Below are 14,511 nucleotides of genomic sequence, written 5' to 3' on the forward strand. Positions count from 1 at the left end.
CCAAGGGAATTCTCTATGAAGCAGATCCGGTTGTTGGCGCAGTACTACGTCGATTTGATGGTAAAGCTCGGGCTGGTACGTTTTTCACTGTTGCTGGCCTCGGTGCTGGTGCTATTGGCGATGGCCGTGCAGATGGCAGTTACGCTGTTGTTGACCGGCAAGGTCGAAGACATCGATGTGGTCCGTTCGGTGTTTTTCGGGCTATTGATTACCCCCTGGGCGGTCTATTTCCTCTCCGTGGTGGTGGATCAGTTGGAGGAGTCGCGCCAACGTCTGGCTAAGCTGGTGGCAAAGCTGGAGGAGATGCGTCTGCGCGATCAGACGCTGAACGAGCAGCTCAAGGGCAATATTGCCCAGCTTAATCAGGAGATTGCCGATCGCGAAAAAGCAGAAGAGGCGCGCCTGATGATGCTGAGCAAGCTCAAAGAAGAGATTGCCGGCCGCGAACAGGCGCAGGTAGAACTGGAGCAGCAATCTGCGCTGTTACGATCGTTTCTGGATGCCTCGCCAGATTTGGTTTACTACCGCAATGAAAATAAAGAGTTTTCCGGGTGTAACCGCGCGATGGAACTGCTGCTGGGCCGCAGTCAGAAACAACTGGTAGGCCTGACGCCGAAAGACGTCTACACCCCAGACGTGGCAGAAAAAGTGATGGAAACGGATGAGAAAGTGTTCCGTCACAACGTGTCGCTTACCTATGAGCAGTGGCTGGTCTATCCCGATGGGCGCAAAGCCTGTTTTGAACTGCGTAAGGTGCCTTTCTACGACCGAATGGGCAAACGACACGGGCTAATGGGTTTTGGACGCGATATAACCGAGCGTAAGCGCTATCAGGACGCGTTAGAGAACGCCAGTAGGGAGAAGACCACTTTTATCTCAACGATCAGCCACGAGCTTCGTACGCCGCTTAATGGCATTGTTGGCCTTAGCCGCATCCTGCTCGATACCCATCTGGATGCGGAACAGGAAAAATACCTCAAAACCCTGCATGTCAGCGCCATCACGCTGGGCAATATCTTTAACGACGTGATCGAGATGGACAAACAGGAGCGCCGCAAGGTGCAACTGGACAATCAGCCTATTGATTTTATTGGCTTCCTGGCAGATCTGGAAAACCTGGGCGGTTTGCTGGCGCAGCCGAAGGGGTTGCAACTGGTCGTTGAACAGCATCCCCCGTTACCACAACGGGTGATTACCGATGGTACGCGTCTGCGCCAGATTCTGTGGAACCTGCTCAGTAACGCGGTGAAATTTACCCAGAAAGGAAAAATCGTAGTGCGCGTTTCGCATGACGCGGACAGCCTGCTGCGCTTTGATGTCGAAGACTCCGGTATGGGCATCCCCGAGGATGAGTTGGAGAAAATCTTCGCCATGTACTATCAGGTAAAAGATAAACACGGTGGTAAACCCGCGACCGGTACTGGTATTGGCCTGGCGGTGTCCAAACGTCTGGCGCAGAACATGGGCGGCGATATCCATGTCACGAGTACGCAGGGCAAAGGTTCTTGCTTTACGCTGACCGTTACCGCCCCGGCGCTGGAAGATGAGGTGATTGTCGGTGGAGAGGATGAGTTGCCGTTACCTGCGCTCAACGTGCTGCTGGTGGAGGACATCGAGCTGAACGTGGTGGTCGCGCGTTCGGTGTTGGAGAAACTGGGCAGCAGCGTGGAAGTGGCGATGACCGGGCAGGAAGCGCTGACGATGTTCGATCCGGACGAGTTCGATCTGGTGCTGCTGGATATCCAACTGCCGGACATGACCGGGCTGGATGTGGCGCGTGAACTGCGCAAAAAATATGCCGGACAAGACTTGCCGCCGCTGATTGCTCTAACAGCTAACGTGCTGCGTGATAAAAAAGAGTATCTCGACGCGGGTATGGACGATGTGCTGAGCAAACCGCTGGCGGTGCCGGCATTAACCGCTGTTATTAAACATTATTGGGACTACGCGGATGAGCCTGAGCAGGCCATTCCCACCGTTTCGGAGCAGGAACCGGTTCGAGAAGCGTTGCTTGATATTCCCATGTTGCAACAATATCTGGATTTGGTCGGGCCATCGCTGATCCATCAGAGTGTTGCCATGTTTGAGCAGATGATGCCCGGCTATCTCGCCGTGCTGGATTCCAACATGACAGCGCGCGATCAAAAAGGCATTGCGGAAGAGGGGCACAAAATTAAAGGTGCTGCCGGTTCCGTTGGGTTACGCCATCTACAGCAGGTGGCGCAGCAAATCCAGACCACAACCTTGCCTGCCTGGTGGGACAACGTGCAGGAGTGGATTGACGAACTGAAACACGACTGGCTGCACGATATTGACGTATTGAAAGCGTGGGTGGCTGAACAGGAAAAACGCGCCCGCAAATAGCGGGCGCACGTAGGCTCAATGCGTTTAGGAGTGGTGTGAACAGGGTGAGGTTGGGGCGAAAAGGATTTTCAGGGGCCTAAAAAAAAATGACCCCGACCGAGGCCGGGGTGCGCGAATTATGCGCCAACACCAGGGAAACTATGCACCTGCTTGATAATTATCAGCAGTTTCAGTTAGCAGGTGCGAGTATTCGCAACGTCGTAAGGTGACGAACCGCTCAAGCAACAAAATAGCAAATGCAGAAATCTTTGTTACAAGAATCATTAAAATGTGTGATGTAGATTAGTGTTTGTCAATCAAAAAATCAATTAGTTGATGTAATGAAATGAAGGAAAATATGATGAAACGAGTCGGCATCGTTCTGAGCGGTTGCGGCGTCTATGATGGCGCCGAAATTCACGAAGCAGTGCTGACGCTGCTTGCCGTCGATCGTGCGGGGGCTCAGGCGGTATGTTTTGCCCCTGATAAGCCACAATTTCATGTGGTTAATCATCTGACGGGTGAAGTAACTGGTGAGAATCGCAATATTTTAGTCGAGTCCGCGCGTATCACCCGTGGAAACATTCTGCCACTGTCGCAGGCGGATGCCAGCCAATTGGATGCGTTAATTGTTCCCGGCGGTTTTGGCGCAGCGAAGAATCTCAGTGATTTCGCGACCAAAGGCGCGGCGTGTCGGGTTGATGAATCATTGGCATTACTCACGCAAGAAATTTATAAGCAGAACAAACCAATTGGTTTTATTTGCATCGCTCCGGCGCTGTTGCCAAAACTGCTGGGGGAGTCGGTAAGAGTTACAATTGGAAATGATATCGATACCGCAGAATGTATAGAAGAAATGGGCGGTACGCACATTGTTTGTCCGGTGGATGATATTGTGGTGGATGCGCAACACAAAGTGGTGACGACGCCTGCCTACATGCTGGCGAACTCCATTAGCGAGGCGGCCAAAGGCATCGATAAACTGGTTGAGCGTGTTCTGGGCTTTACCGAATGAAAGGGTGGGGCAAAAAACGCGGTGTGATCCCTGGGATAAAACGCTGGGTACTACGCAGCGTTCTCTCGTTGCTTGGCCTGTGGCTGGCGGGGATTTTTGTGTTCGCGTTTTTGCCGGTTCCGTTTTCTGCCGTGATGGTGGAGCGGCAGGTGAGCGCCTGGCTGAGCGGAGATTTTTCTTACGTTGCTCGCTCGACGTGGGTGCCGATGGATGAGATAGCGCCCGTGATGGCGCTGGCGGTGATCGCCGCTGAAGATCAAAAATTCCCGGAACACGCCGGGTTTGATATGGCCGCCATCCGGGCAGCGCTGGCGCACAATGAGCGTGACGGTGCGCGGGTGCGCGGTGGCTCGACGCTCACGCAGCAAATGGTGAAAAACCTGCTTCTGTGGGATGGACGAAGCTGGTTGCGTAAAGGGCTGGAAGCAGGTATCACAGTGGGGGTTGAACTGGTCTGGACCAAACGGCGCATTTTGACGGTCTACCTGAATATTGTAGAGTTCGGGCCGGGGATTTTCGGCGTGCAGCAGGCGGCACAGCACTTCTTCAACAAGCCCGCCAGCCGCTTGACGGCAGGTGAGGCGGCGTTGCTGGCGGCGGTGTTGCCGAATCCGATACGCTTTCGGGTTAACGCACCGTCACGCTATGTGAGCTAACGCCAGCAGTGGATACTGCGTCAAATGTCCCAGATAGGGGGCGAAGCGTTTTTGCGGACTAACGGACTGCGTTGAAGGCTGGCTTGCCCTGTGCCGTTCGTGCGTTTGACTATCGTTGAAAGGGGAAGTTATGCGAGTGGTGATGTTTAACAGGCTGGCACGCGTGTGTGCGCTGATGCTGTGGGTTATTGGCGGTGTCGTCATGCAGGCAGAGGCACAGGTACAGGCGCAGGAACGTCACGACGATCCTTACGCGTTTCTACAGCAGTCGGTGCTGACGACGGTCAAGCAGCAACTGCGGCAGGGCACGGAGAAACCGCAAACGCGACTCGCTTACACCGAACTGATCGCTCAGGCAGAAAAAGCGCTCAACAAACCCAACCCGAGCGTGACGGAAAAGGGTATGACGCCACCCAGTGGCTCTAAACACGATTATATGAGCCTCAGCGTCTACTGGTGGCCCGATAGCAACAAATCTAATGGATTGCCTTGGGTGCGCCGTGACGGCGTTATAAACCCTGTCAGCAAGAGTGATGACATCGACGGCGTTCGGTTGGAAGATTTTACCGATCAGGTGTACACACTGACATTAGCCTGGTACTTCTCTGATAACGCTGCCTATGCCGATAAGGCCATTTCGCTGATTCGCACCTGGTTTATCGACCCAGAAACCCGCATGAATCCCAACCTTGATTTCGCCCAGGGTGTGCCAGGTATTGCGCCAGGACGCGGGGCGGGCGTGCTCGACGGACGCTACTTCTCCACCCGCATTGTGGATGCGCTGATTATGTTGCGCGACTACCAAGGATGGAAAAAAGAGGATGACGCACAGATGCGTGAGTGGATGATGGCCTATCTGGGGTGGTTGCAGACCAGTAAGCTGGCGAAGCGGGAATCGGAAGCGAAGAACAACCACGGTAGCTGGTACGCTGCGCAGGTGGCCGGTATCGCCTGGTATCTCGACAAGAAAGACGTCGTTTCTGCGATGGCCGCGCTACAGCGTACCAAGCTGAATCACCAGATTCAGGATGACGGCGCCCAGCCGGAAGAGCTGTCTCGCACCCGCTCCTTTCACTACAGCTATTTCAACCTGCAAGCCATTACCAACATGGGGGTATTGGCAGACAAAGTGGGTGAAGATCTGTGGCGCTATCGCACGCCGCAAGGCAGCGGTATCGCAAATGCCTTTAATTTCCTGGCCCCTTATCTGGATAAAGATAACCGCTGGCCTTACAAATCGTTCGATCAAAAAAGCGCGCGGTTAATTCCTCTGATGCTGCGGGTGGATGAGGCCAAGGGAAATACGCGTTACCGTAATCGAATTGAAAAAGCAGGATTTTCCACTTTCCTGTCCGGTAAGTCGCGTGACAAGCAGGATCTCGGCGGCGAAATTGGTCAAGAGACGCGACGTTTGGCTGCTCTCATCGCTGGCCAGTGCACCCGGCGCATAATTCGAATGCCGGAAAATGAAAAAGGGTGCCGAGGCACCCTTTTTTTTGCTACGACGAGCGATCATTCCAAGAAGGTGAACGCTGTCGTCACGTGTTTCACGCCACTCACTTTGCTGGCAATCTCAGCAGCAGAACGCCCTTCGCGCTGGGTGACCAGACCCAACAGGAAGACTTCACCGTTCTCGGTCGTCACTTTCACGTTGGATGATTTTACCGTATCAGTGGCAAGCAACTGGGAGCGCACTTTGGTGGTGATCCAGGTATCCATGGAAGCGGTGCCCATGGAGACTGGGGTGCCTTTACGGATCTCGTTATAGACTTCCGTCGCACCATCCACGCCCATGGCTATCTGTTTCGCCCGGCTGGCCAAGTCGGTGGTGGGGGCTTGCCCGGTCAGCAACACCTTACCCTGATAGGCTGTCGCGACGATGCGCGCGTCTTTGGATAACTGCTGATCTTTGCTGATGGCGTTGGAGACACGGACTTCCAATGTACCATCATCCACCTGCGTGCCAACTGAGCGTGGGTCGGTCGCAGTCTTGGTAGCAACAGCACCGCCAACGGCAGCGACGCCAATACAACCTTGCAGCAACAGGGCGACAGACAGCACGGCAAATGCAGAACATATCCTCATGGGGGTGCTCCTTAATCGTTCTGGTGTGGGAAAAGGGAATTATCAATCAAATCGCACAGGCAATTAACGGTCAGCATGTGCATCTCCTGCACACGCGCACTGCGATGTGAAGGTATACGGATTTCAACATCTTGCGGGCCAAGCAGACCGGCCAGTTCCCCGCCATCGTAACCGGTCAGTGCGACAATCGTCATATCACGTGTCACCGCGGCTTCCACGGCTTTCACAATATCTCGGCTGTTGCCTCGAGTGGAGATCGCCAGCAAAATATCGCCCGCTTGCCCCAATGCACGCACCTGTTTTGCGTACACTTCTTCATGCAGACGATCGTTGGCTATCGCGGTTAAGACCACATTATCCGCATTTAGTGCAATCGCCGGTAAACTGGGGCGTTCCGCTTCGAATCGGTTGATCATGCTGGCGGCAAAATGCTGTGCGTTAGCGGCGGAAGTCCCATTGCCACAGCACAGGATTTTGTTACCGTTGAGTAATGAGTGCACCAGTGCAGTGGCTGCTCTGGCGATCGCATCGGGTAGGGCTTCCGCTGCGGCGATTTGTGTTTGAATACTTTCGGTGAAACAGACTTTTATTCTATCCAGCACGGTGCATTAACCTATTTTCCAAGCGATCCATTGAGCAATGCGATCTTTTCTCTGACAACGACACCGTCCAGATGCGGTGTTTACGCGCCAAAGGCGTTTGGCAACCAATCATAGTGTTCGCCGGTAATCGCCAGTATATCGAATCGGCAGCTTGTCGTGTCAAAACTCTGCTGTCGCTGCGCCAGCCACAGCGCAGCGGCATGCAATAACCGCTGTTGCTTGCGGGGCGTCACACTCTCTGCTGCCGAACCAAATTGCGCGTTTTTGCGGTAACGTACCTCGACAAAGACCCAGGTGTGTTCATCCCGCATAATCAAATCCAGCTCACCGCCGCGATAATGTACGTTGGCGGCAACGAACGTCAGCCCGGCCTGCTGTTCCAGATAGCGCCGGGCGTGCTGCTCATAGTGTGTGCCTGTCGCTCGCTGATTCAGGGAACGGGCACCAACTGGCCTTGGCGATATTGCAGCCAGGTTAATTGGCGATTGATTACGCAATCTGCGCTGGCCGTTAACGTGCCCGTTGCGCCAGTAATTTGCTGGCTGGACGACTGACGTAAATCGGTAAAGTGGTTCGCCAACGCCCAGGCATCCATCCCCATGGCATAGAGGCGTACCAGTGAGTAGTCATTCTTGAACTGGCTCGCTACTTGTTGCATCAACGCCGGGTTGCTGCCTGCCAGCAAGGGAATCTCACTGAACTGAAGGCCTTCCATTTCAAGACGGAAGTCTGGCCCCAGCCCTGCCTGGAAACTACGCGAGCTGGCATACAACGCCGGGCGTGACTGCGAGGTGGTACGCATATCGATCATCGGTTTAATCAGCGCCAATTCATCCGGCGTCGCCAGAATATAAACTGCGTCGACATTGCCGCTGCCGCTGGTGCTGACGGTGGGCTCAATCTGTGTCGGGATGGTTAACCCGCCAATGGTTGTGCCCGGCTGTGCCGCCGAGGACATCACATTGACCGGTTGACCGTTCAAGCTCAATCCTGCGCCGCTGTTGATTGCCTGTTTCAGCTCTGCGGTATTACCAAAGCGTTGTTGCAGCAGTGTATTGCCGCCCTGGCTTTGCCAGGCTTGGGCAAAGGCGTTAATTACGCGATCGCCCAACGCGCCGCGCGGCACCAGCAGCAACGGCTGTTGTTTGCCTTGGCGATGAATAAATTGCGCCGCGTCGCGCGCTTCATCCTCCGGTGACAGAGCGAAAAAGCACATATTGGGGGTATTTTGCACATGCTCGGGCTGATTAAGCGCCAGAATGTTCACTGTAGTTTGCTGGCTGGTGAGTTGCTCAACGTCATTTTTCAGCAAAGGCCCAACGATGATCGACGCACCGTCACGCTGTGCCTGTGCGACCAGATTTGCTACGGGCTGCGACGTGGTATCGTAGACTTTCACTGACACACCGCTGGCGGCTTCAGGCGCCGGTGACACGCTGGCAGGCGTAGTATACGGGGCACTGATTGAGGTTACCGCCCCGTTGTCTGTTGGTGCGGAGGCTGTATCGACAGGCGCGCTGTAGGCCATGCTGGCCTGGCCGCTTTTCGCCGCATTAAAGCCTAGTTGGATGGCGTTGGCGAACACCTGTGCCTGACCGTTGAGCGGCAGCAGCAGGGCGACGCCACCGCCGACGCCACCACCGGCGACCGGTAAGGCGGTCTGGCCCGATGCCAGCGGTGTCGGCAGCGTTTGTGCCGCTGGGTGGCGCGGATAGCGCGTCTGCCAGTCGCTTAGCGCGGCTTTTAACTGATCGCTCGACTCGCGGTTGTTCTGGTAAGTGGTGAGCAGATCCATCCATCCAGCCAGCACGTTCTCATTGGCGTTGATCAGCACGGCACTGGCTGCCTGCGCAGACATCTGTGTCAGGGCAACCCAGGTCTGATCGATATTTTTTTGATGCTCATCGCCTTTAAGCTGCGGCTCTTGGGCGATATAGGCACGCAGCAGGTCAGCAGAGGGCTGGCCTTGATGTGCGTTGATTTGCGCCTGATAGTAACGCGCCTGTTGATCGGCGGAGAGTGCGCTGACGTCGAGCCCCTGCAGTGCGGCGGCAGTGCCGTTGCTGTCGTTGTTAGCGGCGGCAATTTCCGCTTTCAGCAGTTGCTGCTCACGCTGCTGCGGTTGTGCCAACTGTGCAGGCAGTGCGTTGAACTGCTCGGTTGCCTGGGGGAGCTTTCCTTCCTGAACAAGGGCACGAATCGCAAGTAATTGCCAGCCAGCCTTGTTATTATCTCGGCTTTGCTCCATTTGTTGCAGGTAGTAGTAAGAGGAGGCTCCGGCCTGACCTTGAACATCAGGTGAAGGCGGCTGTGGCGCCTGGCCTGGACATCCCGCAAGAAGCAGCGCCGCGAATAACACAGACGCGATACGCCCTGTTTGCGAACGGACGAAATGATTGGGAAGCATACTGTATCCAGTGGTTTTTTTATAAAGATGCTCAATATTAAATCGGCAACCCGGATGAAACAATGAATCATGAACAACAATGAAGACATTTCTGCATCCACGCTTTACATTGTGCCAACGCCCATTGGCAATCTGGGCGATATTACGGAACGTGCGCTAAGCGTACTGCGTGGGGTGGATGTGGTTGCCGCGGAGGATACGCGTCATACCGGCCTGTTATTGCAACATTTTGCCATTAGTGCGCGCTTATTTGCACTGCACGATCACAACGAGCAGCAAAAGGCCGATCATCTGCTGGCTAAGCTTCAGCAAGGACAATCCATTGCGCTGGTCTCCGATGCGGGGACGCCGCTGATTAACGATCCCGGTTACCATCTGGTGCGCCGCTGTCGTGAAGCGGGCGTACGCGTGGTGCCATTACCGGGTCCGTGCGCGGCGATCACGGCGTTGTCGGCTGCCGGCATCGCCTCGGATCGTTTTTGTTACGAAGGGTTTTTGCCCGCGAAAACCAAAGCGCGTCAGGATCGTTTACTGCAACTGTCTGAAGAGACGCGCACGCTGATTTTCTACGAATCCACTCACCGCTTGATTGACAGCCTGACCGATATGGCAACGGTGCTGGGGGAATCGCGTTATGTAGTGTTGGCGCGCGAATTGACCAAAACCTGGGAGTCGATTCAAGGTGCCCCGGTGGGTGAACTGCTGGCCTGGGTGAAAGAAGACGAAAATCGCCGCAAAGGTGAGATGGTACTGATCGTAGACGGCTTCCAACCGGATGAGAGTGCGCTTTCAGCGGAAGCGCTGCGTACCCTGGAACTGCTGCGCGCTGAATTGCCGCTGAAAAAGGCGGCAGCGCTGGCAGCGGAAATCCACGGCGTGAAAAAGAATGCGTTGTATCGCTATGCGTTGGCGCAAAATGAGGCGGATGACGACGCAGAGGATGACAACCAGGACTAATTCGCCTATCATTCGCGCCGAAGTTGACCAGACAGTCGCCGCTTCATGGTTGTCCCTTTCGGGGGATACGCGTGGAGGGGAGGAAAGTCCGGGCTCCATAGGGCAGGGTGCCAGGTAACGCCTGGGAGGGTAAAACCTACGACCAGTGCAACAGAGAGCAAACCGCCGATGGCCCGCGCAAGCGGGATCAGGTAAGGGTGAAAGGGTGCGGTAAGAGCGCACCGCGCGGCGGGTAACCGTTCGCGGCACGGTAAACTCCACCCGGAGCAAGGCCAAATAGGGGTTCACATGGTACGGCCCGTACTGAACCCGGGTAGGCTGCTTGAGCCAGTGCGTGAGTGCTGGCCTAGATGAATGACTGTCCACGACAGAACCCGGCTTATCGGTCGACTTCACCTCTTAAAAAACCCCGCTTCGGCGGGGTTTTTGCATGTTAACCCCCCTCATTGCAGCAACCTGGCATGCCTGGCCGGAGCCTTTCCTGGTATTTGCTGTGCAAAATGCACGCTAATATTAACCCGTTTACCGACGGCAGGCCGCTATCGACGACTAATCCCTATTTGTGAATGGAGGTACAATGCGCGTAAGCCCAGGCAGCATGACTTCAGGCATGCTAAAAACGCTTGCTACCCAGGTTCCTTCAAGTGGAAATTCGGTAGAGCAGAAGATTCAAAAATTGCACAAACAGATCGTTAAACTGGTTAAAGCGCTGAAAGAATTAACCGGAAAAGCGGCTGGGACAGAATCTGATGAAGAACGCAATGCGTTGAGAAAACAAATACAACTCATTCAACAGCAAATTCAGGCACTTTACGCAGAAATTTCTCGACTACAAAGGCAAGACGCTGAGAAGAGCAGCACGGCTTCTGCTGCGACAACAACGCCTAAGGCTGATTTATCGCAAGAGGGAACGCGCAGGCGCGGTCACCAGATTAATATTTACGCGTAGGTTTTGCGCTTTCAGCACTGAGCATATTGTGGGACTTAAGCAAAAGCTCCCCGCTAAAGAATGATACCTGGCCTTTGTATATCTCGTTTCTCAACAAGACAAAAATTAATCTTGAGTCAGATCCTGCCGTCCGTTAACCTTTACTGCGACGAACTTCTCGTCTCACTGGAGCACACACGGAAAATGAACAAACACGACTGATGAATTCGGATCCTTGCTAACGCGAATGCGTTATCGGGGATGGCTATTGATTTCATTCAGGAGTGCTTATGGCTCATTGTGCGCAATCCCCTGCTTTTCTTTTGCATCAGGTTACCTGTCAATTTGCGACCGGCTTGACGCTTTTCGGTCCGCTTAATCTTTCTCTTGATCCCTCATTGTGTGGCCTGGTCGGGCGTAACGGCTGCGGAAAAACGTCTCTGCTGCGTTTGCTGGCAGGGCTCGAGGTTCCCGCTTTCGGTCATGTTGAACGCGCGGGCTCTCTGGCTTATGTTGCTCATCAGCATAAAATTTTATCAACGACAACGCTGGCTGATTTGCTGGGTTACCAGGCCATTTTTGCCGCGCGTCAGCGCGTCGAGTCAGGCGACTATCAGTTGGAAGATCTCGAACTTCTGGAGGGGGCATGGGATCTACAAGAACGCTTGGCGGCGGCGTTTGCCGAAGCCCGCTTGCCGGAATTTGTTCCTGATAAACGTGCTGCTGAACTGAGCGGCGGAGAACGCGTGCGGGCACTGCTGTGCGCGGCATTTATGGCTGATGCTGACTATTTACTGCTTGATGAGCCGACGAATCACCTCGATCGACAGGCGAGAGTGTGGTTTTACGACAAGCTTTCCCAGCGACGCGGCGGCGCATTGGTGGCAACGCACGATCGTGAACTCCTGGTGATGATGCCGCGCATTTTGGAACTGACCCCGACGGGGTTGCGCAACTATGGTGGCAATTATGATGAGTATCAGCGGCAGCGTCAGGCCGAGCAGCAGGCTGCTCAGGCGGCATTGGAACATGCCACTACCGAGCGTCGGCGCACCCGAATGCGTTTGCAAAAAGCGCATGATGCCAGCCAGCGACGCTCGGCACAGACCTTACGTACCGTTGATTCACTGAATATCGCGTCGTTTGAGCGGGTGCAATACAAAGCGGCGGCAAAAGCGCGTTTAGGCACGCTGCGTAAACAGCACCGTGAGCAAAATGATGTGCTTAATGCTGCTGTCTGTGAGATGCGGGGAAAGGTCGAGGAAGATAGTCCGATATTATTTACGCTGCCAGGTAGCCCCCAATAAACCGGTGTTAGTCATGGATGATCTGGTTTTGCCTCACATCGTGAAGGTTCCTTTCAACTGGAGGATAGATGGCCCGATGCGGGTAGCGCTGCGTGGGCCAAATGGCTGTGGCAAATCGACCCTGCTCAAGGTGATGATGGGTGACGAAACGCCAGTGTCTGGTGACTGTCGTGTTTCAGTCACCACCGCTTATCTCGACCAGCATTTGTCGCGGTTGGATCTCTCATTGTCGGTACTGGCGCATCTCAATGCCGATGATACGCCGCTGGAAGAAAGCGTATTGCGTACCCGGCTGGCGCAACTGCAACTGGATGCGAATAAAGTTGCTCTGCCTCTGGCGGCATTGAGCGGCGGGGAGCGTCTGAAGGCGGCTCTGGCTTGCGTGCTTTGGCGTCGCGATGCCGCCCAATTACTGTTGCTGGATGAACCCACCAACCATCTCGATCTGACGTCAACGCAGGCGATTGAGGCTGCGTTATCTACGTTTCCGGGGGCAATGATTGTGGTATCACACGATGACGCTTTTCTTTCTGGTTTGAGGCTTACGCACAGCCTCGAATGGCGGGAAACGGGGTGGCATTATGAATAAAGGGAGCGACGTGCTGGCTTGAAGGTGGTGGGCATTCAACGTGATGATTCAAATTTATTGATGTTCTTCATCACACGCCGATGACTTTCTCCCGGTGAAAAAGGGCGTAGAGTAATCCTATCGAGTGCACTGGCACATCAATATGGCTCACTAAGGATACTTCTATGAACACTTCCCGGATGCCCGCACTGTTTCTCGGCCATGGTAGCCCGATGAACGTGTTGGAAGAAAATGACTATACGCGTGCATGGCGCCAGTTAGGTGAAACCCTGCCGCGCCCGAAAGGCACTATCGCGGTCTCGGCACACTGGTATACCCGTGGTACGGCGGTGACAGCGATGGAGAAACCGCGCACCATCCACGATTTCGGCGGCTTCCCGCAGGCGCTGTTTGATACGCAGTATCCGGAACCGGGATCGCCTGAATTGGCAGAGCGCATTCAACAGGCTCTGGCACCGCTGCCGGTGATTGCTGACCACGAGCAATGGGGGTTTGACCACGGCTCTTGGGGCGTGTTGATTAAAATGTACCCGGATGCGGATATTCCTGTGGTGCAACTGAGCGTGGACGGTACGCAATCGGCAGAGTATCACTACCAGTTGGGGACCAAACTGGCAGCGCTGCGTGATGAAGGCTATATGATTGTCGCCAGCGGCAACGTGGTGCATAACCTGCGCATGGTGAAATGGGATGGCGATGCCACGCCTTATGACTGGGCGGTTTCCTTCAATCAGTTTGTCAAAGACAACCTGAACTATCAGGGAGATAACCACCCGCTGGTGGACTTTATGCAACATAAAGGGGCGGCGTTGTCGAACCCGACGCCTGACCACTTTTTACCGCTGCTCTATGTGCTGGGCAGTTGGGATGGCAAAGAGTCCATCACGGTGCCCGTCGATGGCATTGTGATGGGAGCGTTGAGTATGCTCTCGGTACAAGTAGGCGGTTAAGGTTGAATATCAAGCCCGTGCATTGCACGGGCTTGTTTTATTCATGGTGGCATCAGCCGTTTTTAAGTGAAGCTAAAATATCCTGCGCTGTTTTTTTGTGGCCTTCGGACGCTTTGGCGTTGTTCAGCAGACGGTTTGCCCAAAACGCTGCGGCTTTAGCATCCTTCTTCAACACGGTGCCATCGGCGAGCAGGCTGGCCAGCGCCATTTGCGCGATAGGTAAATTAGCATCAGCCGCTTTGGTCAGGTACGTCTGTCCCTGTTGTGGATCGTGTGGAATTCTTTTCGAGGTAAAGTAGGTTTTGCCTACCGCAAACTGTGAGGGCACATGTCCACCATCCGCTGCACGTTTTAGCCACACAAACCCTTCTTTCCAGGCGCTGTCTGAACCGCTGGTGGTCAGGTTGTACGCCAGGCGGTTCTGTGCTTCCAGATCGCCCTGTTCTGCACGTTTTACCAGATCGGTATCTTCATCGTAGATGGCTTTAACATCGGGAGGCAGAGAGGCGGTGCCAGCGGCATGGGCGGTAAACAGGGTGCTGACGGCGCAAAGCAGCAACGCAGACAGAAGTCGCTTTTTCATAAAAGTCCTTTTTCCATGAGGTAAATAACGTTGTTAAATATCGGCTAACAGAGTCTGTTCTTTAATATTTTCAGGAATTAACTCAATTA

At 54.4% G+C, this 14,511-nt stretch carries 10 protein-coding genes, 1 other RNA gene and 3 pseudogenes; 9 read left to right on the top strand and 5 right to left on the bottom strand.

What is annotated here, in order from left to right:
- Positions 1 to 15 precede the first annotated feature (15 nt).
- From arcB to K6K13_RS23675, 4 genes and pseudogenes are all read left to right on the top strand, one after another.
- Positions 16 to 2,364 (top strand): aerobic respiration two-component sensor histidine kinase ArcB, encoded by a 2,349-nt coding sequence (gene arcB, locus K6K13_RS01395; protein WP_222159231.1) that lies wholly within the window; start codon positions 16 to 18, stop codon positions 2,362 to 2,364.
- 340 nt (positions 2,365 to 2,704) lie between these two features.
- The gene (gene elbB / locus K6K13_RS01400; protein WP_222160926.1) at positions 2,705 to 3,358 is read left to right on the top strand and encodes an isoprenoid biosynthesis glyoxalase ElbB; all 654 of its coding nucleotides are present in this window, start codon (positions 2,705 to 2,707) and stop codon (positions 3,356 to 3,358) included.
- A pseudogene (gene mtgA, locus K6K13_RS01405) lies at positions 3,355 to 4,089 on the top strand (monofunctional biosynthetic peptidoglycan transglycosylase). Before elbB ends, mtgA begins: the two are co-directional and overlap by 4 nt.
- A 361-nt stretch (positions 4,090 to 4,450) precedes the next feature.
- Positions 4,451 to 5,182, top strand: a pseudogene (locus K6K13_RS23675) (alginate lyase family protein); the annotation flags it as partial.
- 344 nt (positions 5,183 to 5,526) lie between these two features.
- On the opposite strand, the gene dolP reads toward K6K13_RS23675, so the two are convergent.
- The 4 genes from dolP to K6K13_RS01430 all read right to left on the bottom strand — a co-directional run bounded on the left by dolP (position 5,527) and on the right by K6K13_RS01430 (position 9,108).
- On the bottom strand, positions 5,527 to 6,099 hold the full coding sequence (gene dolP / locus K6K13_RS01415) for a division/outer membrane stress-associated lipid-binding lipoprotein (RefSeq protein WP_222159233.1): 573 nt from the start codon (positions 6,097 to 6,099) through the stop codon (positions 5,527 to 5,529).
- Between the two features lie 11 nt (positions 6,100 to 6,110).
- Positions 6,111 to 6,701 (bottom strand): DnaA initiator-associating protein DiaA, encoded by a 591-nt coding sequence (gene diaA / locus K6K13_RS01420; protein ID WP_195314305.1) that lies wholly within the window; start codon positions 6,699 to 6,701, stop codon positions 6,111 to 6,113.
- Positions 6,702 to 6,781: 80 nt separating this feature from the next.
- A complete protein-coding gene (locus K6K13_RS01425) occupies positions 6,782 to 7,135 on the bottom strand; it encodes a YraN family protein (protein WP_222160927.1) in 354 nt (117 codons plus the stop codon).
- Entirely contained in the window at positions 7,132 to 9,108 is a 1,977-nt protein-coding gene (locus K6K13_RS01430) for a penicillin-binding protein activator (RefSeq protein WP_222159234.1), read from the bottom strand. Before K6K13_RS01430 ends, K6K13_RS01425 begins: the two co-directional genes overlap by 4 nt.
- A 69-nt stretch (positions 9,109 to 9,177) precedes the next feature.
- On the opposite strand from K6K13_RS01430, the gene rsmI reads away from it, so the two are divergent.
- The 5 genes and pseudogenes from rsmI (at position 9,178) to ygiD (ending at position 13,839) form a co-directional block, all read left to right on the top strand.
- Positions 9,178 to 10,065 (top strand): 16S rRNA (cytidine(1402)-2'-O)-methyltransferase, encoded by an 888-nt coding sequence (rsmI, locus tag K6K13_RS01435; protein WP_222159235.1) that lies wholly within the window; start codon positions 9,178 to 9,180, stop codon positions 10,063 to 10,065.
- Positions 10,066 to 10,084: 19 nt separating this feature from the next.
- Positions 10,085 to 10,463, top strand: an RNA gene (rnpB, locus tag K6K13_RS01440) — RNase P RNA component class A.
- 179 nt (positions 10,464 to 10,642) lie between these two features.
- Positions 10,643 to 11,014 (top strand): FlxA-like family protein, encoded by a 372-nt coding sequence (locus K6K13_RS01445; protein WP_222159236.1) that lies wholly within the window; start codon positions 10,643 to 10,645, stop codon positions 11,012 to 11,014.
- A 269-nt stretch (positions 11,015 to 11,283) separates the two neighbouring features.
- Positions 11,284 to 12,889: pseudogene (locus K6K13_RS01450) on the top strand (ABC-F family ATP-binding cassette domain-containing protein).
- Between the two features lie 164 nt (positions 12,890 to 13,053).
- On the top strand, positions 13,054 to 13,839 hold the full coding sequence (ygiD, locus tag K6K13_RS01455; protein WP_222159237.1) for a 4,5-DOPA-extradiol-dioxygenase: 786 nt from the start codon (positions 13,054 to 13,056) through the stop codon (positions 13,837 to 13,839).
- Between the two features lie 52 nt (positions 13,840 to 13,891).
- Here ygiD and K6K13_RS01460 read toward each other — a convergent pair whose 3' ends face one another.
- On the bottom strand, positions 13,892 to 14,422 hold the full coding sequence (locus K6K13_RS01460) for a tetratricopeptide repeat protein (RefSeq protein ID WP_222159238.1): 531 nt from the start codon (positions 14,420 to 14,422) through the stop codon (positions 13,892 to 13,894).
- Positions 14,423 to 14,511 lie beyond the last annotated feature (89 nt).

The sequence above is a fragment of the Symbiopectobacterium purcellii genome (genome assembly GCF_019797845.1).
Lineage (GTDB): Bacteria > Pseudomonadota > Gammaproteobacteria > Enterobacterales > Enterobacteriaceae > Symbiopectobacterium > Symbiopectobacterium purcellii.